This window comes from Streptomyces sp. NPDC015125 (assembly GCF_043080045.1).
In the GTDB taxonomy this organism is placed as follows: domain Bacteria; phylum Actinomycetota; class Actinomycetes; order Streptomycetales; family Streptomycetaceae; genus Streptomyces.
Map to the genome: position 1 here is coordinate 102900 of NZ_JBIBVF010000004.1, position 22580 is coordinate 125479.

The window sequence follows — 22580 nt, forward strand, 5'->3', positions numbered from 1 at the left end:
TCAGGGGGTGGGGGTGCCGCTGTTGCCCGGGCCGCCGCTGCCCGGGGCGACGGCGGCGTGCATGGCCAGGACTCCGGTGCGCTTGCGCTGGACGAACCAGTAGTAGGTGAACCCGCCGATCGCCACGACTCCGATGAACAAGAAGGCGCCCCAGCGCAGGTACCAGTGCTGCGGGCCGGTCGCGTTGTATACCGCGGCGCGCGGCCAGGCGAGGTTGAGGGACATGCCGAAGCCCCAGAGCACCGCGAGGACGTTCACCGGAAGGCCGAACTTGCCCAGGGAGAACTTCCCCTTGGCCGGAGTCCAGTTGCCGCGCAGCCGCTGGAACAGCATCGGCAGGGTGACTGCCAGGTAGGCCAGATAGATCATGATGATCGCGATGCTGGTGATCACCGAGAAGATCTGCGGCTGGTTGACGTTGATGAGCAGGATGCCGATCGCCACCAGGCCGATGACCACGGCCGGCAGCACCGGCGTCTGGAAGCGCGGGCTGACCTTGGCGAGCAGCGAGGCGGCCGGGAGGTTGTTGTCCCGGGCCATGGCGAACGCCAGCCGGATGCCGGCGGTGTGCACCGCCAGCTCGCACACGGTGATCGCAATAACGACACACCAGAGCACGATCTGCCCGACGGTCGAGCCGAGCGTGGAGAGCACCACGTACTGCAGGCCGTCCACGGACAGCTTTGCGGAGTGCAGATCGGGCACGGAGAGCAGGGCGAAGAGCAGGATCAGACCGCCGATGAGGAAGGACGCGACCAGTGCCCGCAGGATGGCGCGGGGCGCGTTGCGGCCGGGGTCCTTGGACTCCTCACCGAGCGACGAGGCGGTGTCGAAGCCGTACATGACATACGCCGAGGCCAGTGCCGCGGTCAGGAACGCGCCGAAGTAGCCGAGGTTCTGGCCGCTGCCCAGACCGAAGGTGTTGAGCACCACGCCGGGGCCGCGGGTGACGTGCGCGGCGAGCAGAATGACCAGAACGACGGCGGCGATCAGCTCGATCGCCACGCCCGCGGAGTTGATCCGCGCCATCAGCTTGACGCCGAAGGCGTTGACCAGGGTGGTGAAGGTGATGAGGATCGTGCCGAGCACCACGGCGTTCTCGGCCGCCGACTTGCCGGTCCCGTCGCCGATGAACTGGAACCACGAGGAGATCTGCGGCAGCGTCACCTGGTAGGCCAGCGCCACCGCGGACAGCGACACCATGGTGGCCGTCAGCATCATCCAGCCGCCGAGCCAGCCGATATGCGGGCCGCCGAGTTTCTTGGACCAGTTGTAGACCGATCCGGCCACCGGGTAGCGGGCGGCCAGCTCGCAGAAGCACAGCGCCACCATCAGCTGCCCGAGGAAGACCATCGGCCAGGACCACCAGTACGCCGGTCCGCCGTGGGCGATACCGAAGTAGAACAGCTGGAAGGTGCCGGTGAGGATGGAGATATAGCTGATTCCGGCGGCGAAGGTGTGGAAGTTTCCCAGGGTGCGCTTGAGTTCCGGCTTGTAGCCGAGTTCGGCGATGGCGTCGTCGTCGTGCGGCTCGGCCGCGGTGCCGGGCCGGGAAGATGCGGGATCGGTCACTCGAACCACCTCTGCGGTCGTGGCGCGGTATTGCGCCAGACGTGCTTGGCCTCCTGGTACTCGGCCAGTCCCGCGGGCCCCAGCTCGCGCCCGATGCCCGACTGCTTCATCCCGCCCCACTCCGCCTGCGGCACATAGGGGTGGAAGTCGTTGATCCATACCGTTCCCGCGCGCAGCCGGGCGGCGACCCGGTGGGCACGCCCGCTGTCCTGCGTCCACACCGCCCCGGCCAGCCCGTACACCGTGTCGTTGGCGAGCGAGACCGCCTCGTCCTCGGTACGGAACCGTTCGACGGTCAGCACCGGGCCGAAGCTCTCGTCGCGGACGACGGTCATGTCCGGCGTGCACTCGTCCAGCACGGTCGGCAGGTAGTAGAAGCCGTTCGCCAGCGACGGATCGTCGGGCCGGGAGCCGCCGCAGACCAGTACGGCGCCCTCGTCGAGCCCCGCCGCCACATACGCCTCGATCTTCGCGAGGTGTGCGGCCGAGATCAGTGGCCCGGTCCGGGCATGCTCGTCGAACGGCCCGCCGAGCCGGATCCGCTGGGCGCGGGAGACCAGTTCGTCGACGAACGCATCGTGCAGCTCTTCCTGGACGAGCAGCCGGGCGCCCGCCGAGCAGACCTGCCCGGAGTGCAGGAAGACCGCCATCAGGGCGTAGTCGACGGCGGTGTCGAAATCGGCGTCCGCGAAGACGATGTTGGGGTTCTTGCCGCCCAGCTCCAACGCGATCTTCTTCACCGTGGGCGCCGCCGCGGCCATGATGCGCCGGCCGGTGAGCAGACCGCCGGTGAACGACACCATGTCCACCCGTGGGTCCTCGGTCAGCGGCGCGCCCACCACCTGGCCGGTGCCCAGCACCAGATTGGCCGCGCCGTCCGGCAGCCCGGCCTCGGCCAGCAGCCGCATGAGGTGGAGGGCGGTGTGCGGGGTGAGCTCACTGGGCTTCAGGATGAAGGTGTTGCCCGTGACCAGGGCGGGGGCGACCTTCCAGGCGGTCTGCAGCAGCGGATAGTTCCACGGGGTGATCAGCGCACAGACGCCGACCGGCTCGTGCCGCACCGTACTGGCGATCTCCGGGGCGCCGGCGTCCACCACCCGGTCGGTGCCGCCGGCCGCGCCGAGATTGCCGAAGTAGCGGAAGCAGTTGGCGATGTCGTCCATGTCGTAGGCGCTCTCGACCAGCCGCTTGCCGGTGTCCAGCGACTCGGCCCTGGCCAGCGCGTCCTTGTCGCGCTCCAGCAGCTCGGCGACGCGCAGCACCAGGCGGCCGCGCTCGGCCGCCGGTGTCCGCGGCCAGGGCCCGTCGTCGAAGGCCGTACGAGCGGCGCCGATCGCCGCCGTCACATCCTTCGGCCCGCCCTCGTCAACGGTCGCGACCAGCGTGCCGTCCGCCGGGCAGCGGATCTCCCGCACCTGCCCGTCGGCCGCTGCGGTCCACTGACCGCCGATGAACAGCTCCGGCATGGTGGTGCCTCCGGTCTCCGGCTCGTACGAGGCGGCGGCATCGGCCGCGGCGCCCGGGCCGACGGCGTCGGGCCGACGGGCGGCCCGCCGCGCGGACCTCGGTAACGATCACTGAACCGAGAGTAAGACGGGCGGTGCGGCTCCGCACGGTACGAGGGGCCGGGGGAGAGGGGAGCGCCGCCGGGCGGGGCCGACGGAGTGATGCCCGCGGGCGCACGGGAGAATGGCGGGATGGGCAGTGAGCGGGAGCGGGAGCGAGGGCAGGGGCAGGAGCCGGGGCGGGCCCCCGAGCCGGGGCCGGTTGCCGAACCGCCCCTGCATCCCGTGCCGGATGCGGCGGCGTACCTTTCCGGCCGCTGGAGCATCGAGCGCACCGTGTACGACCTGCGGACCGGCGCCGAGGGCAGCTTCCGCGGCACCGCCGCATTCCGGCCCGACCCGGCGGGGGAGGGGTTGCTGCACCTTGAGGAGGGCCGCCTGCGGTGGGGTGCTGCGGAGCATCCGGCGAGCCGCACCCTGCGACTGCGGCCCTGCCCGGACGGCACCGCGGAGATCGACTTCGCCGACGGCCGGCCCTTCCACGACCTCGATCTCAGGACCGGCCGGTGGAGTGCCGTGCACCCCTGCGCCGAGGACCGCTACGAGGGAACGTTCACCGCGACCGGGGCGGACACCTGGCATCTGGAATGGCGGGTCGGCGGGCCGGCGAAGGATCAGCTGCTGCGCACGGCGTACCGGCGGCTGAGGTGAGCGCGGCAACCGAGGGGAGAGCGGCAGTCGAGGGAGAGCGGCGGCTGAGGTGAGCGCGGCGGGGCCGGGTACGGACGACCGCCGGGCCGGTACGCGGACGTAAGGACGGCGCCGCCGGGAGCGGATGCCCCCGGCGGCGCCGTCCGGTGTGCGCCGAGCGGGGGCTCAGGCGGCGGGCAGCTTCCCGCGTCCGAAGAGCTTGCGCTCGTCGTGCAGCGCGAACGGCGTGGTGCGCAGATCGGCGATCTGAATGCCGAAGATCTTCAGTTGCAGCATCAGCTCGGTCTTGAGGTCGTAACCCGCGCGGAGGTCCCACGCCGGGGCACCGCCGTCACTGGCCGCCGCGGCACGTCCGGTGAGGTGGACGGACAGCTCGCCGCCGACGCCCGCGGTGTCGTAGAGGAACACCTGGGCGCGCGTCCCGACGCGGGCCGTCGCGGAGGCCGCCCCCTCGACCCGGGGAGTTGCCCCCTTGGTCTGCTGGTAGGCCTCGTGCAGCGGCTGCCAGCCGTTCTGGCGGTCGTACTTCGCACCGACGGCGAACGCACCGGAGGTGCGCTGGTCGGCGTCGAGCACGATGCGACCGCCCGCGGTGAAGCGGTAGGTGAAGGTCACCTCGGTGCTGACCACGACGGGAACCGGGCCCACCCAGAACACGTGCCGTCCGGTGACCGCCGCCAGCGGCACCGCGATTTGCCCGGTGTCAGCGGTCTTGCGGACCTTGCCGTGCACCTGCCAGCCGTAGCCGTACGAGCCGCCGAGGCCGATGGCCGCGCGCTGCGGCAGCAGGTTCAGCCCGCCGCGCTTCTCGTACTGAAAGATCAGCTCGGGCCGGAACGTCACCTCGCCGGCCAGCCGGGCCGGAGACTTACCGGTCGCCTCCACACCCTTGGGCAGCGGCACATCGACGCCCAGCCGCAGGGTGGTGAGCGCCTTGCGCGCGTCGGGCGACAGCGCGCTGCCGGAGGACGTGGGGGCGGGGCGGGTACCGGAGGGAACGAGCTGGGTGCGGACCCCGGAGGAGTCGGATGCCGAGGGGCTCGGGGAGCCGGAGGCGGTGGCGTCAGGGGTGCCCGACGGCGTTTTCGGGTCGCCGGACGGAGTGGCCGGGCCGCCGTCGTCCGAACCGGTGCCGGAAGCGGGCTTCTGCACGGTGACACCCGAGGAGAGCGGCTTGACCGAGACCTCGCCGGGCCGCAACGCCGTGCGCTGGTCCACCTTCTGATCGCCCAGCAGCTCCGAGAGCGTCGCGGGGGCGGTGGTCACCCGGACCTTGCCGTCGTGGGAGCCGGTGACCTTGCCGACCTTGAACAGCGCACCCGAAGGGGCGTGCCGGTTGGGCGCGGCGGCGATCACATCCCCGGTCCGTACGGTCTTGCCCGCGGACGGCTTGAGTTCCGCCTGTTTGCGGTGCGCGTCGTACGACGAGAGCTGCACGGAGACCGAATTGCCGGAACGGGTCGGTGCGTCGGACGGCCTGGCGACCGCGGCACCGCCCTCAGGGCCCGAGGCCCGGGCGTCGTCCGGCACGGCACCGGGGGCCGTCGGCCCGGTGGCCGGTATGCCGGCCGAGGACGTGCGCGGTGTGTCGGGACCCGAGAGCAGCGCATGGGTGCCGAGGGCGGCGGGGACGAGTACGCCGACCGCGGCGGCGGGCACCGCGATACGGCGCCAGGAAACAGCCATGGGATTCCTTGATGGTGCGGGGGGTGATGGGGGAGGAACAGCGGGGCCGGGCGCCGAACGCCGAACGGATCAGGACGGCCGGGGAAAAGTCGTCCAGGATCGAACATCTGTAGGGGTTCGGGCGGCTTCCTCGTAGCATGGCGACGAATGATCGCTTTCGCCATGGGGAAAGACACCGAGTCGGGAGGGGACGGGTGGAGACTTCCACAACGGTGCCGGAGGCCGTCGCCGCGCTGCACGCCGGGATCGACGCCCTCACCGACGAGGTCATCGGCGGCCTGCGGGCCCAACTCCCCTCCTACGCGGAGCTGTCGTTGGATCAGCTCCGGCCGCGGGTGCAGGTGTCCCTGCGCAACGGCCTGTCGCTGGTACAGCGCTGGTCCGAGGAGCGGAAGGCGCTACGGGGGCAGGGCGACGGGCGGGCGTACGGCATCCCGGAGGCCCACCTCGACGAGGTGACGGCCCTGGCCCGCGCACTGCCCGCCGAGGACATCATCTCGGCCTACCGGATCGGAACGGATATCGTCTGGCGGCGGTTCGGTGAGGAGATGGCGGCACGGCGCGGTACCGCCGAGGACCTGCTGCCGATCGCCGAGACACTACGTGCCTGGGTCGACGCCAACACCCTGCGCATCGTGCGAAGTTTCCGGGTGGGGATCCAGGGCGCTTCGATGACGGACCGTCGGCGCGCGGCCCTGGTCCGCGCCCTGCTGCTCGGCGAGGCGGGGTGGGGCGGCAGCGCCCGTTCCGGAGGCCGTGCGTGGGGCGCCGGGTCTGCCGCCGTCGGCCCGGCCGAGGGGCGCCGGGCCGGGGGATATCCCGGCGACGCATTCCCCGGCGACGGATACCCCGAGGACGGACTCCCCGGCGACGGGGATGCCGCGCACGGCTGGTACGACCGGGGCGCACTCCGTCTCCCGTTCCGGGCGCTGCTGCCCGATGTTTCTCCGCCCGGCGGTCCGGACCGCCAGGCGCCCGGTCCGGACCGCACGCCCGGGCCCGACCGCACCCCCGGGCCGGGCGGCCTCGCCCCGCAGGCCACCGCCCATCCCGGCCCCGGCGACCGTGACTTCGACCGGATCGTCGCCCTGCTGCGCCCCTGGCTCGCCCTCGACGAGACCGGGAAACCTCTGGTCACCACCGTGGACGGAGAGGTGGCGGGGCTGCTGACGGGGCGACCGGGAGGGTTGTGCCGCGGCCTGATCCTGGGGCTCGGTGCCCCGGCCCCCGTGTCCGGACTCGCCACGGAGTTCACCCGGGCGACCCAGGCGCTCCGGGCCGCCGTCGGTTTTGGACTCGTCGGGGCGTTCACCCGTGAGGAACTGGGGCTGCGGGCCACGGTCGTGGCGCTCCCGGCCCTGGGGGAACAACTGGTGGGGCTCCGCCTGGCGCCGCTGGCCGAACGGGGCGAGGACGGCACCCAGTTGGAGGAGGCCGCTGCCGCCTATCTGCAGCAGGGGCTGCGCCTGGAAGCCGCCGCGCGGACCCTCTACGTCCACCCCAACACCCTGCGCAACCGCCTGAGGCGCTTCGAGGAGATCACCGGCACCAGCCTCCGTGACCCGGCCGATCTGGCGGAGGTCTGGTGGGCGCTGACACACCGGCGGATCCACGGGCCGACGGGCTGAGGAGCCGGCCGGCCCTGGTGCCTGCACCAGGGCCGGCCGGAGCCTGGGCCGCCGGAGGCCCGTGCTCGACGGCAGGTCACGGATGGCCATGGCGGGTCAGCGGTGAAGGGCGGGTCAGGCCTTCACCGCCCGCAGCGCGTACAGCAGCGGAACGATTGGCTCCGACGGCGGGAGACGCCACCAGCCGTTCTCGGACGGCACCATCGCATCGAACCGCTTCCAGGGCAACAGCTCGGTCTCCCGGACCAGTTGGACGGTCAGCCCCGCACCGATCACGGCAGAGACGACCTCCCCGAGGCCGTGCCGCCACTCGTAACTCGTCGTGGCGCCCTGCAGCGGCGGGCCGTCGGTGTACGTGGACGGGGTATCGCTCCTCAGCGGACCACGTCCCCCCAAGTAGTCGTGATGAAGCCGGAGTTGCTGCCGGTCCGGGCTCGGCGTCGGCCCCAGGGAGTCGAGCAGGGGATGGAACTCGACGAGGTAGAACGTCCCGCCGGGCCGGAGCAGCGCGCTGACGATCCCGGCCCAGGTGGCCAGATCGGGGAGGTAGCACAGCGCGCCCTTGCCCGTGTAGATCACATCGAACCGGCGCTCACCCAGCGCCTCCACGGCCCGGTGCACATCGGACCGGACGAACTCCACGCTCCGGCCGGCCTCCTCGGCGAGCCGCCGCGCCTCCGCGACCGCCGCGGCGGAGAAGTCGAGCCCCACTGTGCGGGCACCCCGCGCGGCGAACGCAGCGGTCTCGGCGCCCAGATGACACTGCAGATGCAGGACGTCCCGCCCGGCCAGGTCGCCCAGATCCGTCCACTCGAACGGCGCGAACCAGTCCTCGGCGGTCCGGGATCCGTCCAGGCCGTAGAACTGGCTGGCCACATGGACCGGCGTGCGGGCATCCCAGTTCGCCTGGTTGGCACGCACCATCTCCTCGGTGGTGGGCACCCCGGTGGTGGGCACCCCGGTGGTGCGCTCCTCGGTGGTGGGCTCCTCGGCGGTGGGTGATGCCCCCGGGGCGGTCGACAGCTCACTCTGCTCTGTGGTCATCCCTCTCTTGTACCGGCCGGGCCGGGGAGCCGACCAGTGGGCAGGGCGCGGCAGACGGGACGTTGACGGTAGGCCCTAAGGCTCCCGGGTCGGCGTCGTCCACACCTCGCCGTCGAGGACATTGCGCATCCCCACCCACACCATGTTCATCAGCCGCAGGGTGATCCGCTCCGGTGGCTCGTCGGGGTGGAGCGTCATCCAGTCGGTGAGCGAGTCCGCCGCCCCGACCAGGGTGTACGTCACGAAGCCGGCCTCGTCGTCGGGGCGGGCGGGCCCGGTGCTCTCCGTGCCGCCGGCCCGGACCAGTCCCGAGACCTCCGTCATCACCGCCCGCCGGGTCCGGGCCAGCTCCGCCGCGATCGCCGGGCTCAGCTCCGCCGCCTGACGGTGCAGCACCACCCAGCTGTCACGGTGTTCGGTGACGAAGGTGAAGAACGCGAGCAGCCCTGCCCGCAGTCGCAGTTCGGGGGTGTGCGCAGGGCCTGCCGCAGCGCGTAACGCGGCCACCAGGCGCTCGGCCTCACGCCGCAGACAGGCGAGGAACAGCCCCTCCTTGGAGTCGAGGTAGAGATAGACCATCGGCTTGGAGATTCCGGCGAGTTCGGCGATCTCGTCGACCGATGCGGCGTGGTAGCCGCGCTTGGCGAAGACCCTGATCGCCGCGTCGATGATCTGCTGCTCCCGGACCGGACGGGGGACGCGTTGCCTGCGTGTGTCAGTCATTGACGCCAGCCTACCGCAACCTTACTGGCCGGTAAGTTTACGTCAAAGTAAGGCAGGAGGAGGGCGCGGGAGTGTCCCGATGGCGCTGCCGACAGGTGTAAAGCGGGCCGACAGTGGTAGGCGACTTCACACAACGCCCCGTTCCGCAACGGCTGTTGCTCGGGTGTCTGCCGAGGCGGAACCGGATGCGGCCCGAGCCCGGGTGTGCTCCTGTCCGGGACGGGCCGCGCGCGGGGGGCGTGCCCGGCGTTGGGTGTCGCCGGGGGAAGAGGAACGGGCCGCCGCCCGTGAGTGGCGTGGTGGCGGCCCGTACCCCCGACCGGAGGTCTTCGGCTCCTGGATGCGGAGTCTGGTTGCGGGGCCTGAATGGGGGGCCTGGGTGCGGGGTCTGGATATGGGGTGGCCACCGGACGTGGGGCGCGGTCTGGCTGATTGAACACCCTGCATTCGTACTCCTGTTGGGGCGCTTGTCCGTGCTGAAGCGGCAGCACCCGCCACTTCTTCCCAAGGGACCCTGCCGCTCGTCTGCAACAACCGCCTTCCGATGGGTATGTTGGGGGCTCGCAGCGCGTGGTCACTCCTATACGGAGCGATCACCCCTGCCCCATGGCTGATGACTGTCGAAGCGACGGGAAAGTGTGGAATGAGCCAGGAATCACGACCGCAGTCCAGTGCCGTCGATGTCAGCATCCCGAGTGTGGCGCGGATGTACGACTACTACCTGGGCGGCAAGGACAACTACGCCGTTGACCGCGAGGCCTGCGAAGAGCTGAGCAAGGTCGTCCCGAGTACCCAGGTGCTGGCGATCAACAACCGGCGTTTCCTGCAGCGGGTGGTCCGCTGGCTGGCTCGCGAACACGGCATCCGCCAGTTCATCGACCACGGATCAGGTCTGCCGACCCAGGACAACGTCCACCAGGTCGCCCAGCAGGTCGACCCGGACGCGCGGGTGGTGTACGTCGACAACGACCCCATCGTGCTGGCGCACGGCCGCGCACTGCTGGAGGAGAACGCCCACACCGCGGTGATCCAGGCCGATATGCGGGACACCGAAGGCATCTTCAGTAGCCCCGAGGTCAAGCGGCTGATCGACTTCGACCAGCCCGTCGCCGCGCTGTTCGTCTCGGTCCTCCACTGCATAACCGATGCCGACGACCCGGCCGGACTCATCAAGAGGGTCGCCGACCGCCTGGCACCCGGCAGCTTCCTGGTGGTGTGCCAGCTCGTCAGCGAGGACGCCGCCACCCGCGACTTCGTCACCGAATTCATGCGGGTCAGTACGCACGGCCAGTGGGGCCGGGTGCGGCAGGCCCATGAGCTGGCCGGGTTCCTGGAGGGGCTGGAGATCCAGGAGCCGGGCCTGGTGGAGGTCTCCACCTGGAAGCCGGACGCGGACCTCGGCCCCAAGCAGCTCACCCAGGAGTGGATCGAATTCGGCGGCGTGGCCCGCAAGCTGTAGCGGGCGCGGACCACACAGGAGGCGCACGCGCCACACGGGAAGCGTGCATGCACCGCACAGGAAAGAGGGGCGGGGCGCCCGATGGGCGCCCCGCCCCCTGCGTCGGGGTTCCGGCTCCGCGCGTCAGCTCTCCTGCTCGAGCAGTTGCTCCAGGATCGCCAGGGACTTGCGGGGCGACTCGGACTGCGCGCTGAGCCGGTCCATCACCGCGAGGTAATGATCGACATCATCGCGCTTGTCCAGATAGAGCGCGCTGGTCAGCTGCTCCAGATAGACGATGTCCGGCAGATCCGGCTCCAGGAACCGCAGGATCGTGATCGGACCACCGGCCGCCGCCAGACCGCCCAGGCTGAACGGTGCGATCTGCAGTGTGACATTCGGCAGCTCGGCCATCTTCAGCAGATGTCTCAACTGACCTGCCATCACCTCCGGCCCGCCGAGCGGACGACGCAGCGACGCCTCGTCGACCACGGCCCATACCCGTGGTGCATCCGGGACGGTCAGCAGCTCCTGACGCTGCACGCGCAGCTGCACCCGTCGCTCGATATCCTCCGGGGAGGACCGCGGATGACCGAGCTGCGTCACCGCGCGGGCGTAGTCCGGCGTCTGCAACAGGCCCGGCACGAACTGGACTTCGTAGGTGCGGATCACCGAGGCGGCCTCTTCGAGGCCGATATGCGTCTCGAACCAGCCGGGCAGTACATCGTTGTACTGATGCCACCACCCCGGACTGCTGGTCTTGCGGGCCAGCTTGAGGAAGTCGGAACGGACCGCGTCGTCCGTGACGTTGTAGAGCGTCAGCAGATCGGCGACATCCCGCTCCTTGCAGCTCACCCGGCCGAGCTCCAGGCGGCTGATCTTCGCATGCGAACCCCGGATGGCGTCCCCGGCGGCCTCCCGGGTGATGCCCGCTCCTTCACGCAGCCGGCGGAGCTGGGTGCCCAGCACGATCCGCAGGACGGTCGGGCCGCCCCGCGGATGCTCCAGATAGCGGCGCAGGGACGGATCGCTGCTCGACTGCGCGGCGGTCATGCTGACTCCCCTGAGTGGTCGGGCGAGCGCCCAGTGTCCCACCGCCCCGCGCGCTTCGTACAGCCGGGGCGACTATCCGATCGACATATGCGCCAATCGCGACGGCGCATGGTCAGTGGCCGGCGATGAGATCGTCGAAGTCACCGTCCTTGGCTCCCTGGACGAAAGCCACCATCTCGTCGCGGGTATAGACGAGCGCCGGACCCGAGGTGAACCGGGAGTTGCGCACCGCCACCCCGCCGTCCGAAAGAACGGCCAGCTCCACGCAGTTGCCACTGGGGTTGCTGCGGCGGCTCTTGCGCCAGACGGCGCCTTCGATGCTGGTCGCCTGCATGCCGTTGGTCACCGGCTCCATAACAGTTGCTCCTTGCTGGAGGTCTCTCCTCCGACCGATTCCGAGCCTGCGATCACCTTGGCGTGAACAAGCCCCTGGGCGACCGTCCTTACTGATGTAATTGCAGATGCACTTGCATCCTGTGACGGCTGACGAGGATATTAGCCCTCCGAGGCAGTCCGGCCCAGCCCTGCAATCCCCTCGCGGAGATGTTGATGACCACACATCCGGCAGAGACCGTGCACGACGCCCTTCGGGAGGAACCGGGTGAGGGTGGCTGGTGGATGCCCGCCCCCGACGGCTTCGCCGCCTGCGCCCTCAGTGGTTCCGCGCGCACCGTGCCGGAAGCCCGCCGGTTCACCAGGGCGACTCTCGCGGGCTGGCAGATGTGTGCCGATGTGGCCGATGACGTGGCACTGGTCGTCTCCGAACTCGTCAGCAACGCCCTGCGCTACGGCACCAAGGACCCCGGGGAGGAGGACGACGCCCTCGAGGCACCCGTCCCCTTCTGCAACGCCTGGCTCGCGCTGACCCGGCAGAACTCCGCCGTGCTGTGCGCGGTCTCGGACGCCGGGACCGACGCCCCCGTCGTCAAGCCTCCGGACGCCCTGTCGGAATCCGGGCGCGGCCTGCACATCGTCGACCAGCTGAGCGACTCGTGGGGCTGGACGCCGCCGGACCGGACCGGGAAGACGGTGTGGGCGACGGTGTCGAGGCGCGGCTGAGGCGGGCCCGTAGGGGGCGTGGCGCGGGCCCGGCCCCGCGGAACGGAGCACATGCGCCCTGCGGAACGGGGCACGGCGCTGCCGTGTGACGATGCCCGGGTCGCCCTCACCCGAGCGGAAGGCCCGAGAAGCCGATGGATCTGCTGTCCCTGCGCTACTTCCGGGAGGTCGCGCGCCGGGAGCACGTCAGCCGGGCCGCCGAGGAACTACGGGTGGCCCAGCCCTCGGTGAGCCGGACGATCGCCCGGCTGGAGACCGAGCTGGGCGTGCCGCTCTTCGACCGGCGGGGCCGCACCATCCGGCTCAACCGCTACGGCGCCGCTTTCCTGGCCCGGGTCGAGCGGGCCCTGGACGAACTCGACGACGCACGGCGGGAGATGGCCGACGCCGCCGGGTTGGACGACGGCTCCGTCGCCGTCGCCGCCGAGACCCTGTTGCCCCTCACCGAACTGCTGGCCGGATTCCGCGCCGCGCACCCCGGGGTCACCCTCCGGTGCCTGCAGTCCACCCCCGACATGATGCGGGATCAATTGCGGGCCCGGGAGGTGGACTTCTGCGTCGCCTCCCAGCCGCTGTCCGGGCCCGGTCTGGGTTCGGTGCGGCTGCTGCGCGAAGAGGTGCTGCTCGTGGTGCCCGCCGGCCACCCGCTGGCCGCCCGGGAGCGGGTCACGGTGGCCGAGGTCGCCGAGGAGCCCTTCATCACCACCGGGGCGGGACACTGGCAACGCGCGCTGCTGGAGCGGCTGTTCGGTGGGATCGGGCGGCGGCCGGTCATCTCCTGCGAGGGCGATGAGCCGGGCGCCACGCACTTCCTGGTCGCGGCCGGTCTCGGTATCGGCCTGATCCCCGCGCTCGCCCGCGCCGAACTCCCGCAGGTGCCGCTCGCCTGGCTGCACCTCGACACCCCTGACTGCGTACGGACCCTGAGCCTGGTCCGGCGCGAGGACAGCTATCTCTCCACGGCCGCCACGCGGTTCCGTGACCTGGCCGTGGCGCACTTCGCCGCACGGGGACAGCTCGACGGGCCGGGCTGGATACGGCCGGGAGAGATACGACCGGGAGAGATACGACCGGGCGAGGAGTAGGGGTCCGGTAGCGCGGATCTCCCCTACGCCTCGCCCGCCAGGCCGTCCCCGAGGCCGAAGGCGTCCAGCAGCCGTTCGGCCGCCAGCGTCGCGGTGATCTCGCCGTCGCGCACCGCCTGTTCGACCCCGGGGCCCAGCCGGCGCACCTCGGGGTGCTCCTGGAGGCGGTCGATCAGCCGGTCGCGCACCATCGACCAGGTCCACTCGACCTGCTGGGCGCGGCGCCGCTCGGCCAGTGCCCCGGTGGACTCCAGGAGGGTGCGATGCTGCTCGACCCGCTCCCAGACCCCCTTCAGACCGGTGCCCTCGCGGGCGCTGCAGGTCAGGACGGGCGGGGTCCAGGCCGCGTCGGCGGGCTGCAACAGCCGCAGCGCACCGGACAGTTCGCGGGCCGCGGAGCGGGCGTCCCGCTCGTGCGGGCCGTCGGCCTTGTTGACGGAGACCAGGTCCGCCAGCTCCAGCACGCCCTTCTTGATGCCCTGGAGCTGATCGCCGGTGCGTGCGAGGGTCAGCAGCAGAAAGGTGTCGACCATGCCCGCGACGGTGGTCTCGGACTGGCCGACGCCGACCGTCTCCACCAGGACCACGTCATAGCCCGCGGCCTCCATCACCACGATGGACTCCCGGGTGGCCCGTGCCACCCCGCCCAGCGTGCCCGATGTGGGGGAGGGGCGGACGAACGCCGCCGGGTCCGTCGCCAGCCGCTCCATCCGGGTCTTGTCGCCCAGGATGGAGCCGCCGGTACGGCTGGAGGAGGGGTCGACGGCGAGCACCGCCACCCGGTGTCCGGCGCCGGTCAGCAGTGAGCCGAGCGCGTCGATGAAGGTCGACTTGCCGACCCCCGGCACCCCGCTGATGCCCACTCTGCGAGCCGAGCCGGAGTACGGCAGCAGCTCGATCAACAGCCGCTGGGCCGCCGCCCGGTGGTCGGGCCGGGTGGACTCCACCAGGGTGACGGCGCGGGCGATCCAGGCGCGGGAGCCCGCGCGGACACCCTCGGCGTACCGTTCGACATCGATCGTCGCAGGCATGACCCCCCGATCAGAGCTCGTGGCCGAGGACCGACGCCAGGTCCCGCACCAGGTCGTGCGCGGCCTCCGGGATGACCGTGCCGGGCAGGAAGACCGCGGCCGCGCCCATGTCCCGCAGCGGCTGCACGTCCTGCGGGGGGATCACCCCGCCCACCACGATCGTGATGTCCTCGCGGTCCTCGGCGGCCAGCGCCTCCTTGAGCGCGGGCACCAGCGTCAGGTGCCCGGCCGCCAGCGAGGACACCCCGACGATATGGACGTCCGCCTCCACCGCCTGGCGGGCGACCTCGGCCGGGGTCTGGAACAGCGGGCCGACATCGACGTCGAAGCCCAGGTCGGCGAAGGCCGTGGCGATCACCTTCTGGCCGCGGTCATGGCCGTCCTGGCCCATCTTGGCCACCAGGATGCGGGGTCGGCGGCCCTCGGCGCGCTCGAACTCGGCCACCAGCGCCCGGGTGCGCTCGACACCGGAGGAGGGGCCCGCTTCGTCTCGGTACACACCGGAGATCGTACGGATCTGGCCGGAGTGCCGCCCGTAGACCGACTCCAGGGCGTCCGAGATCTCGCCGACCGTCGCCATGGCGCGGGCCGCGTCCACCGCCAGCGCCAGCAGATTGCCCTCCAGCCCCTCGCCGGGACCGGACTTCGCCGCCGCGGTCAACGCCCGCAGCGCCGCCTGGCAGGCGTCCTCGTCGCGCTCGGCGCGCAGCCGCTTGAGCTTCTCGATCTGCTGGGCGCGCACCGAGGAGTTGTCGACCTTGAGGACCTCGATCTCCTCGTCGGTCTCCACCCGGTACTTGTTGACGCCGATCAGCGCCTGCCGCCCCGAGTCGATCCGAGCCTGGGTACGGGCCGCGGCCTCCTCCACGCGCAGCTTGGGGATGCCCGCGTCGATGGCCTTGGCCATCCCGCCGGCCGCCTCGACCTCCTCGATGTGCTGCCAGGCCCGCCGCGCCAGATCGTGGGTGAGCTTCTCGACGTAGGCGCTGCCGCCCCACGGGTCGATGACCCGGCAGGTGCCCGACTCCTGCTGCAGGAACAGCTGGGTGTTACGGGCGATACGGGCGGAGAAGTCGGTGGGCAGGGCCAGCGCCTCGTCCAGGGCATTGGTGTGCAGGGACTGGGTGTGGCCCTGGGTGGCGGCCATCGCCTCCACACAGGTACGGGTGACGTTGTTGAACACGTCCTGCGCGGTCAGCGACCAGCCCGAGGTCTGCGAATGGGTGCGCAGCGAAAGGGACTTGGGGTTCTTCGGCTCGAAGCGCTGGACCAGGCGCGCCCACAGCAGCCGCGCCGCCCGCAGTTTGGCGATCTCCATGAAGAAGTTCATGCCGATCGCCCAGAAGAACGACAGCCGCGGCGCGAAGGAGTCCACATCCATGCCCGCCGCCATGCCCGCGCGCAGGTACTCCACCCCGTCCGCGAGGGTGTACGCCAGCTCCAGGTCGGCCGTCGCGCCCGCCTCTTGTATGTGGTAGCCGGAGATCGAGATGGAGTTGTAGCGCGGCATCTTCTGCGAGGTGTACGCGAAGATGTCGGAGATGATCCGCATCGAGGGCTGCGGCGGATAGATGTAGGTGTTGCGGACCATGAACTCCTTGAGGATGTCGTTCTGGATGGTCCCGGCCAGCTTCTCGGGCGCAACGCCCTGTTCCTCCGCGGCCACGATGTACAGCGCCAGCACGGGCAGCACCGCGCCGTTCATCGTCATCGACACGGTCATCTTGTCCAGCGGGATGCCCTCGAAGAGCTGCCGCATGTCGTAGATCGAGTCGATGGCGACGCCCGCCATGCCGACATCGCCGGTCACCCGTGGGTGGTCGCTGTCGTAACCGCGGTGCGTGGGCAGGTCGAAGGCGACCGACAGGCCCTTCTGGCCGGCCGTGAGATTGCGGCGGTAGAAGGCGTTGGACTCCTCGGCGGTGGAGAAGCCGGCGTACTGCCGGATCGTCCAGGGCTGGTTGACGTACATCGTCGGGTACGGGCCGCGCAGATACGGCGTGATCCCCGGATACGTGCCCAGGAAGTCCAGGCCGTCGAGGTCCGCGTCGGTGTACAGCGGCTTGACGTCGATGCCCTCCGGCGTCTCCCAGGTCAGATCCGCCACGCCCTTGCCGGTGGACTGCGCCACGGCCTCGGCCCACTCCCCGGTGCCGCCGGGGCGCTGTGCCGTGTCCGGCTTCCCCAGTTCGACCGTGCTGAAGTCCGGGATGGCGCCCGTCTGCTGTGTCGTGTCGTTCATCACGCCACCTCCATGACATCCAGGGCCGAGGACAGCACCTCGACCGCGTCGCAGCCCGCGAAGACAAAGGAGTCCACCCCGGCCGCTACGAATTCCTCCCGGCGCTCACCCGGCTTGCCGGCCAGGTGCACCCGCAGCGCACCCGCCGACTTCAGTGCGGCCGCCACGGCCGCCGCCTGCTCGCCGTACACCGCGTCGCTCGAACACAGGCAGGCGATCCGGGCGCCACTGCGGGCGAACGCCTCGGCCACCGACTCGGCATCCACCGGCGCGGGCTCCTGCACCGTCTCGATGCCGCCCGCCTGGAAGAGATTGGCGGCGAACGCCACCCGTGCGGTGTGTGCCGCGACCGGTCCCAGCGCGGCCAAGAAGACCTTCGGCCGGGCGCCGCTCGCCGCCAGCCGGTCGTCGGAGCGCGACCGCAGCCGCTCGTAGGTATCGTCCCTGCGCACCCGCGGCAGCCCTCCGCCGATCGGATCGGGTGCCGGCTCGCGGTGCACCGGGGGCTCGGCGAGATGGGGGAACTCGCTGACACCGGTGATCGGTTCGCGCCGGTGGGCGAGGTCCTCGCTGCGGCGCTCCCAGGTACGGGCCAGCCGTCCGGCGACCATCCCGGAGCGCAGCGCCGCGGCCTGGCCGCCGGCGCCCTCGATCTCCTGGAAGAACGCCCAGGCCGCACCGGCCAGCTCATCGGTGAGGCTCTCCACGTACCAGGAACCGCCCGCCGGGTCGATCACCTTCGACAGATGCGACTCCTCCAGCAGCACGGACTGGGTGTTCCGGGCGATCCGGCGGGCGAACGCATCGGGCACGCCCAGTGCGGCATCGAACGGCAGCACCGTCACCGCATCCGCGCCGCCCACGCCCGCGGACAGCCCGGCGACCGTGGTGCGCAGCATGTTCACCCACGGGTCCCGACGGGTCATCATCACCGTGGAGGTGACGGCGTGCTGGCGCTGTGCCGACGCGGCGGGCGAGGCCCCGCAGACCTCGGCGACCCGCGCCCACAGCCGGCGGGCGGCGCGCAGCTTGGCGATCGTCAGGAACTGGTCCGCGGTGGCGGCATAGCGGAACTCCAGCTGCCGGCAGGCGTCGTCGATGCCCAGGCCGGACTCCGTCAGCTGCCGCAGATAGGCGACACCGGTCGCCAGCGAGGCGCCCAGTTCCTCGGCCGCGGAGCCGCCCGCCTCGTGGTACGGCAGCGCGTCCACGGCCAGCGCACGCACTCCGGGTGCCTCCGCGGCGCAGCGCGCGGCGATCCGGGCGGCCGACTCCCCCTGCAGGCGCAGCTTGGCGTCGTCGCCCGTACGGGCCAGCAGGCCGAGCGGGTCGGCGCCCAGGCAGCCGACCGCCTCGGCGAGTGGCGCTCCGGACGCGGTGTACAGCCGCAGCAACTCCTCGGCGGCCGGTGCGAAATCGGCGCCGGCGTCCAGTACCACCGCGGCCAGGTCCAGATAGACACCGTCGAGCGCGCGCTCCAGGCCGTCCACCGGCAGTCCGCCGTCGCCGACGGCCAGCCAGACCGAGGTGACGCCGTTCTCCAGATCGGCCAGTACCGATTCATTGGCGCGTACCGGATCGGTGTGGACATGGCGCTGGCGTACGTCCCACCCGGCGACGGTCGTGCCCTCGGGCCGGCCGGCCCGGACGAACGGCGGGAAGCCCGGAAGGCCCAGGGCGCCCGTACCGTCCTCGGCGGTGTAGAGCGGACGGATGCGGATGCCGTCCTGCAGATCGGTGGTGAGCGCATCCTCGGCGGCGGTGCCCGTCGCCTCTGTGACGCCCGATTTGCGCAGCACACCTTCGACGAGGCGCTGCCACTGCTCTCGATCGGCATCGGGGAAGGCGGCGGCCAGGGGGAGTTCGGGGGACTCGGCGGTCATAGCAGCAGGCTAGGCGAACGACCGTTAGCTGGAGCAGGGGCTCCAGCTGTGACCTTGCACTCGTTGACCTCCCATGGATCTTCATATGTATGCGCCGGGTGGGGCGGGTGGGGCGGTCCGGCCGTACGGTGCCGAGTCATCTTTTCCCTGCCTGACGCGCCTGTCGCGGGCTGCGGCGACGGGGCTTCAGTAGCGTGGGCGCGGCACCCTCCCCCAAGCTCTCAAGGACTAGAAGGACTAGAAGGACTAGAAGGACTAGAAGGACTAGGGGGACCCCTAGAGGAGCGCGATGCCCGAGGCGCCGATGTTCCGTACCGCGGTCGTCGCTGCTTTGCCCCTCGCCTGTGCCGTGCTGCTGTGGGCGCTGCCGGGGGCGGCCCCTCCCGGCCGCGCCGCGGACTGCCGCGGGCGCCGGATCGCCTCCTGGTCCGCCGATTCCCGGCATACCGCGGAATTCGCCCGCTACGGCGACGACAACACCCGGGTGGACGACTGGACCGGCGGTGACGGCACCCACTCGGTGCGCCTTCCCGACGGCCGCATGCTCTGGCTCTTCTCCGACACCTTCCTCGACCGCATCCAGCCGCCGCCCACCCCGCAAGGCGAGCGGCATCGTTGGCGCACCGCCGATGCCGGCGGCGCCCCGCTCCTGCGGCACAACTCCGCCGTGGTGATGTCCCGTCCGGGCCGGCTGGAGGGCACCCTGACCGGCGGCACCGAGACCGCTCCCGGCCCGTTCTTCCCCGATCCGCCCGGCGGCGGCCTGCGCTGGCCGGTCCGCGCGAGCGTGGAACCCCGTACGCCCGGCGCGCACGAGAAGGTCGTCCGGGTGCTGCTGTGGAACCGTGCCCCCGGAACCGGACCCTGGATCTTCGGCCTGCCGCGAGGCACCGAAGTGGCCACGCTGTCGCTCCCCGGCCTGCGCCTGGAAGGCATCACGGAGACCGTCGGGCAGACCTCCGTCGCCGACCCGGGCCGGCGCGTCCTCTACGGAGCGGCGGCGGTACGCGACGGCGGCTGGACCTATGTCTTCGGCGGCGACGACCCACCCTCGTCACCGGCCTCCAGCGCCTATGTCGCACGGGTTCCGGGCGGGCGGCTCGCGGACCGCAGGAGCTGGCGGTTCTGGGACGGCGCCCGCTGGCAGCGGCAGGCCGGGCGGGCCGGACCGGTGCTGCGGGCCGGCGGCCGGCGCGGCGTCGGCAGCGCCTTCTCCGTCGTACGTGACGGTCCGGCCTGGCTGCTGTTCACCATGGACACCGGTGGCGGCGGGGCAGTCGGGATGCGGGCGGTCACCACCTACTGGTCCTGCTCGCCGCACGGCCCCTGGCACGGGCCGGACGGCCGTCTCATCCCGCCCCGCCCGCCGGCCGCCGACCCGCAGTACGTCGCCGTCTACAACCCCCAGCTACACCCCGAATTCACCGCGAACGGGGAGTTCCTGCTCAGCTACGACGTCAATTGGCTCGGCCCGCCCGGCGTCCCGCCCGATGCCCGGCTCAACGGCAATGTGGAGCTTTACCGGCCGCGGTTCCTGAGGGTTCGGACGGGTTCCGCCGGGCGGTGATGGCGGTGGGGGTGGGCAGGGGCCGCCCGTCTTCGCGGTCGCTCCGGAACGGGCCCGTGGGGCGGGCGGCGTTCAGTCCGTCGGGTCCGGTTCGGCCGCCTTCGGGCCTGTATCGGTCGTGCCGGTGCCGGTGCCGGTGCCGGTGCCGGTGTCGGTCCGATTCGGGGCCGTCCCCGTCGGGGTGGGCTCGACGACGGGGAACGCGTTGTTGCCGCCGCACACCATGGGGCCGATGCGGACGGTATCGCCCACCAGCGTCACGGTGACCTCTCCCGGCGGTCTGTTCCCGGGCACCCGGGCGTTGGCCGCGGTGCACACCAGCTGGTTCAGCGAGGCGGAGTCCAGCCGCTTGGCGTTTATCGGCAGGGTGATCACGACGCTGCCCACCCGGGTGGTGGCCGTCACCGGGCCGGGGAACTTCGACAGCACGCTGGACAGGCCGCGCATCCGCTCCGCGTGGTTCGGCCCCTTCATCAGCAGCTCGATGGCCAGCTCCGGGTCGGCCGGCTCCTTCGCCCGCCGGGTCGCGGAGCGCAGGCCGGAGGGCCCGTAGAAGAACAACTGGACATCGGCCGCGGGCTGGCCCGGTGACTTGACGCCGGTGGCGGGCTCGCCGGCGTCGATGACATCGGTGGGGGCGATACCGCAGCCGGTCAGGGCGCCGGCCAGCGCGCCGGTGAGTATGCCGGCCAGCACACCGGTGAGCCCGCCGGTCGGCACCCGTCGGCGGGTACGCGTCGCACGCAGGGCGTTCGGGGAGCTCTGGGCGTTCAGGGTCTTCGGGGCGCTCATGCGTGCAGCTCCTTTCCGGCTTCGGAGCGTGGGCCGCCCCGGTCGTCGTCCGCGACCTGCTCGCCGGCCGCCCCTGCGTCGTCCGGCGGGTGGCCGCTCCCTTCGGCCGCCGGCTCGCCCGCCTCCTGGTGGCGCAGGGGCAGATCCACCGTGAACACCGCGCCCCCCTCGGGGGAGTTGGCGGCGCGCATGGTGCCGCCGTGCAGCCGTACGTTCTCCTGCGCGATGGCCAGGCCCAGGCCGCTGCCCTCCGAGCGGGCGCGGGCGGAGTCCGCCTTGTAGAAACGGTCGAAGACATGCGGCAGGACCTCGGGGTCGATGCCGGGACCGCTGTCGGAGATCTCGATCAGCAGCCGGTCCGCGCCCGGCTCCGGGGGGTGCAGCCGCACCCGGACCGGCTCGCCGCCGTGGTGCAGGGCATTGCCGACCAGGTTCGCGACCACGACATCGAGCCGCCGTGGATCGAGTCCGGCCCGTACGTCCGCGGGCAGTTCCGCCGTCACCCTCTTCTGCCAGGCCCGGGCCTGGAGGGTCTTGCGGATGGTTTCGCCGACATCCACCTCGTCCAGATGGAGCGCCGCGGCCCCTGCGTCGAACCGTGACACCTCCATCAGATCCTCCACCATCCGCGCCAGCTTCCCGGTTTCCTGGCTGATCAGCCGGACCGCGGAGGCGGTGTCGGGGTCGAGGGAGTCGGCGTCCTCGTCGAGCACATCGGTCACCGCGGTCATCGCTGCCAGCGGTGTCCGCAGCTCGTGTGAGACATCGGCTGCGAACCGCCGGGAGTTGGACTCCAGGCGGCGCAGCTCGGCCATGCTCTCCTCCAGCCGGGCCGCCATGTCGTTGAACGTCCGGGACAGATCCGCGATCTCATCGGCGCCCTTGACCTCCAGCCGGGTGTCCAGCTTGCCCTCGGCGATCCGGCCGGCCGCCTGCCGCAGGCCTCGTACGGGCCGCAGTACGCCGCGCGCGGCGAGCAGTGCCAGGACCACGGTCAGTACCAGTACCGGCAGCGCGCCCCGCTGGGCGGCGCTCACCAGCGCCTCGACATTGGACTCCTCGGCGCTCAGCGGGAGTTGGCCATAGACGGTCAGCGCGGAGGCCCGTCCGTCGGACTGCCGTACCGGCATCCCGATCAGCAGCCAGGGGTCCCCGCCGCGGTCCACGCGCTGGAAGGCCGGCACATGGCGCTTCTCCACCGACGCCTTGAGCCCGGCCGGGATCACGACATCGCTCTGCACCCCGCCACCACCGTCCCGCGCGCCGCTGTAATGCACGGAAATATCCCATTCACGGGACTTTCCGGAGCGCTCCAACTGGACACGCAGGGAATCCAGATCCGCCTGGGACGGCGGGACCGGGAGCTCGGGCGCCAGCGAGTTGACCTGCGCCCTCAGGTCGTTGACGGCAATGTCCTGGGAGCGCTGCAGGATGGCGTTACGGGCCTCCTGGTAGGTCAGCAGAGCGGTGGTCAGCGCACTGACGGCGGCCACCACCAGGAACCCCACGACGAGCCGGGCCCGCAGCCCCCGCAGCAACTGGGGATTCCCCGTCCGCAGGC

The 22580-nt window shown here is 71.5% G+C and carries 18 protein-coding genes; 6 read left to right on the forward strand and 12 right to left on the reverse strand.

Annotated elements, in window-relative coordinates:
• Both ACF088_RS12650 and ACF088_RS12655 read right to left on the reverse strand, forming a co-directional pair.
• Positions 1-1572, reverse strand: a complete 1572-nt coding sequence (locus tag ACF088_RS12650) for an APC family permease (RefSeq protein WP_392375684.1) — start codon at positions 1570-1572, stop codon at positions 1-3.
• Positions 1569-3038 carry an aldehyde dehydrogenase family protein gene (locus ACF088_RS12655; RefSeq protein WP_392375685.1) on the reverse strand — a complete coding sequence of 490 codons (1470 nt, stop codon included), beginning with the start codon at positions 3036-3038 and terminating at the stop codon, positions 1569-1571. The genes ACF088_RS12650 and ACF088_RS12655 overlap by 4 nt, the downstream gene beginning before the upstream one ends.
• A 231-nt stretch (positions 3039-3269) precedes the next feature.
• Here ACF088_RS12655 and ACF088_RS12660 point away from each other — a divergent pair, with 231 nt between their 5' ends.
• Positions 3270-3788, forward strand: a complete 519-nt coding sequence (locus tag ACF088_RS12660; protein ID WP_392375686.1) for a DUF6314 family protein — start codon at positions 3270-3272, stop codon at positions 3786-3788.
• Between the two features lie 165 nt (positions 3789-3953).
• On the opposite strand, the gene ACF088_RS12665 is transcribed toward ACF088_RS12660, so the two are convergent.
• Entirely contained in the window at positions 3954-5474 is a 1521-nt protein-coding gene (locus tag ACF088_RS12665) for a hypothetical protein (RefSeq protein ID WP_392375688.1), read from the reverse strand.
• Positions 5475-5668: 194 nt separating this feature from the next.
• On the opposite strand from ACF088_RS12665, the gene ACF088_RS12670 reads away from it, so the two are divergent.
• Positions 5669-7102 (forward strand): PucR family transcriptional regulator, encoded by a 1434-nt coding sequence (locus ACF088_RS12670; protein WP_392375689.1) that lies wholly within the window; start codon positions 5669-5671, stop codon positions 7100-7102.
• Between the two features lie 114 nt (positions 7103-7216).
• Here ACF088_RS12670 and ACF088_RS12675 read toward each other — a convergent pair whose 3' ends face one another.
• Together ACF088_RS12675 and ACF088_RS12680 are read right to left on the reverse strand one after the other, a co-directional pair.
• Positions 7217-8026: a class I SAM-dependent methyltransferase gene (locus ACF088_RS12675; RefSeq protein ID WP_392375998.1), complete on the reverse strand. Its 810-nt coding sequence runs from the start codon at positions 8024-8026 to the stop codon at positions 7217-7219.
• Between the two features lie 195 nt (positions 8027-8221).
• Positions 8222-8869, reverse strand: a complete 648-nt coding sequence (locus ACF088_RS12680; protein ID WP_392375690.1) for a TetR/AcrR family transcriptional regulator — start codon at positions 8867-8869, stop codon at positions 8222-8224.
• Positions 8870-9512: 643 nt separating this feature from the next.
• Here ACF088_RS12680 and ACF088_RS12685 point away from each other — a divergent pair.
• Positions 9513-10328, forward strand: a complete 816-nt coding sequence (locus ACF088_RS12685) for an SAM-dependent methyltransferase (protein ID WP_392375692.1) — start codon at positions 9513-9515, stop codon at positions 10326-10328.
• Between the two features lie 123 nt (positions 10329-10451).
• Here ACF088_RS12685 and ACF088_RS12690 read toward each other — a convergent pair whose 3' ends face one another.
• Together ACF088_RS12690 and ACF088_RS12695 are read right to left on the reverse strand one after the other, a co-directional pair.
• Entirely contained in the window at positions 10452-11360 is a 909-nt protein-coding gene (locus ACF088_RS12690; protein WP_392375693.1) for a helix-turn-helix domain-containing protein, read from the reverse strand.
• Positions 11361-11472: 112 nt separating this feature from the next.
• Complete coding sequence (locus tag ACF088_RS12695; protein WP_392375694.1) at positions 11473-11715, reverse strand: DUF397 domain-containing protein; 243 nt, start codon at positions 11713-11715, stop codon at positions 11473-11475.
• Positions 11716-11909: 194 nt separating this feature from the next.
• Here ACF088_RS12695 and ACF088_RS12700 point away from each other — a divergent pair, with 194 nt between their 5' ends.
• Together ACF088_RS12700 and ACF088_RS12705 are read left to right on the forward strand one after the other, a co-directional pair.
• Complete coding sequence (locus ACF088_RS12700; RefSeq protein WP_392375695.1) at positions 11910-12419, forward strand: ATP-binding protein; 510 nt, start codon at positions 11910-11912, stop codon at positions 12417-12419.
• A 134-nt stretch (positions 12420-12553) separates the two neighbouring features.
• Positions 12554-13504, forward strand: coding sequence for a LysR family transcriptional regulator (locus tag ACF088_RS12705; protein ID WP_392375696.1), 951 nt, complete (start codon positions 12554-12556; stop codon positions 13502-13504).
• 23 nt (positions 13505-13527) lie between these two features.
• Here ACF088_RS12705 and meaB read toward each other — a convergent pair whose 3' ends face one another.
• From meaB to ACF088_RS12720, 3 genes are read right to left on the reverse strand one after another with little or no spacing between them, the layout of a single operon-like run.
• The gene (meaB, locus tag ACF088_RS12710) at positions 13528-14535 is read right to left on the reverse strand and encodes a methylmalonyl Co-A mutase-associated GTPase MeaB (protein WP_392375697.1); all 1008 of its coding nucleotides are present in this window, start codon (positions 14533-14535) and stop codon (positions 13528-13530) included.
• 10 nt (positions 14536-14545) lie between these two features.
• Positions 14546-16777 carry a methylmalonyl-CoA mutase gene (gene scpA / locus ACF088_RS12715; protein WP_392375698.1) on the reverse strand — a complete coding sequence of 744 codons (2232 nt, stop codon included), beginning with the start codon at positions 16775-16777 and terminating at the stop codon, positions 14546-14548.
• Positions 16777-18660: a methylmalonyl-CoA mutase family protein gene (locus tag ACF088_RS12720; protein WP_392375699.1), complete on the reverse strand. Its 1884-nt coding sequence runs from the start codon at positions 18658-18660 to the stop codon at positions 16777-16779. Before ACF088_RS12720 ends, scpA begins: the two co-directional genes overlap by 1 nt.
• Before the next feature lie 289 nt (positions 18661-18949).
• Here ACF088_RS12720 and ACF088_RS12725 point away from each other — a divergent pair, with 289 nt between their 5' ends.
• Complete coding sequence (locus ACF088_RS12725; RefSeq protein ID WP_392375700.1) at positions 18950-20227, forward strand: DUF4185 domain-containing protein; 1278 nt, start codon at positions 18950-18952, stop codon at positions 20225-20227.
• 72 nt (positions 20228-20299) lie between these two features.
• On the opposite strand, the gene ACF088_RS12730 is transcribed toward ACF088_RS12725, so the two are convergent.
• Together ACF088_RS12730 and ACF088_RS12735 are read right to left on the reverse strand one after the other, a co-directional pair.
• The gene (locus ACF088_RS12730; RefSeq protein WP_392375701.1) at positions 20300-21019 is read right to left on the reverse strand and encodes a hypothetical protein; all 720 of its coding nucleotides are present in this window, start codon (positions 21017-21019) and stop codon (positions 20300-20302) included.
• On the reverse strand, positions 21016-22557 hold the full coding sequence (locus tag ACF088_RS12735) for an ATP-binding protein (protein WP_392375702.1): 1542 nt from the start codon (positions 22555-22557) through the stop codon (positions 21016-21018). Before ACF088_RS12735 ends, ACF088_RS12730 begins: the two co-directional genes overlap by 4 nt.
• Positions 22558-22580: the final 23 nt, after the last annotated feature.

Excerpts from the sequence above, each read along its gene's own strand:
- ACF088_RS12680 (WP_392375690.1), bottom strand. The coding sequence starts at position 8,869 with ATGACTGACACACGCAGGCAACGCGTCCCCCGTCCGGTCCGGGAGCAG.
- scpA (WP_392375698.1), bottom strand. The coding sequence starts at position 16,777 with ATGAACGACACGACACAGCAGACGGGCGCCATCCCGGACTTCAGCACG.
- ACF088_RS12655 (WP_392375685.1), bottom strand. The coding sequence starts at position 3,038 with ATGCCGGAGCTGTTCATCGGCGGTCAGTGGACCGCAGCGGCCGACGGG.
- ACF088_RS12720 (WP_392375699.1), bottom strand. The coding sequence starts at position 18,660 with ATGACCGCCGAGTCCCCCGAACTCCCCCTGGCCGCCGCCTTCCCCGAT.
- ACF088_RS12675 (WP_392375998.1), bottom strand. The coding sequence starts at position 8,026 with ATGGTGCGTGCCAACCAGGCGAACTGGGATGCCCGCACGCCGGTCCAT.
- ACF088_RS12685 (WP_392375692.1), top strand. The coding sequence starts at position 9,513 with ATGAGCCAGGAATCACGACCGCAGTCCAGTGCCGTCGATGTCAGCATC.
- ACF088_RS12665 (WP_392375688.1), bottom strand. The coding sequence starts at position 5,474 with ATGGCTGTTTCCTGGCGCCGTATCGCGGTGCCCGCCGCCGCGGTCGGC.
- ACF088_RS12730 (WP_392375701.1), bottom strand. The coding sequence starts at position 21,019 with ATGAGCGCCCCGAAGACCCTGAACGCCCAGAGCTCCCCGAACGCCCTG.
- meaB (WP_392375697.1), bottom strand. The coding sequence starts at position 14,535 with ATGCCTGCGACGATCGATGTCGAACGGTACGCCGAGGGTGTCCGCGCG.
- ACF088_RS12695 (WP_392375694.1), bottom strand. The coding sequence starts at position 11,715 with ATGGAGCCGGTGACCAACGGCATGCAGGCGACCAGCATCGAAGGCGCC.
- ACF088_RS12660 (WP_392375686.1), top strand. The coding sequence starts at position 3,270 with ATGGGCAGTGAGCGGGAGCGGGAGCGAGGGCAGGGGCAGGAGCCGGGG.
- ACF088_RS12700 (WP_392375695.1), top strand. The coding sequence starts at position 11,910 with ATGACCACACATCCGGCAGAGACCGTGCACGACGCCCTTCGGGAGGAA.
- ACF088_RS12725 (WP_392375700.1), top strand. The coding sequence starts at position 18,950 with ATGCCCGAGGCGCCGATGTTCCGTACCGCGGTCGTCGCTGCTTTGCCC.
- ACF088_RS12690 (WP_392375693.1), bottom strand. The coding sequence starts at position 11,360 with ATGACCGCCGCGCAGTCGAGCAGCGATCCGTCCCTGCGCCGCTATCTG.
- ACF088_RS12705 (WP_392375696.1), top strand. The coding sequence starts at position 12,554 with ATGGATCTGCTGTCCCTGCGCTACTTCCGGGAGGTCGCGCGCCGGGAG.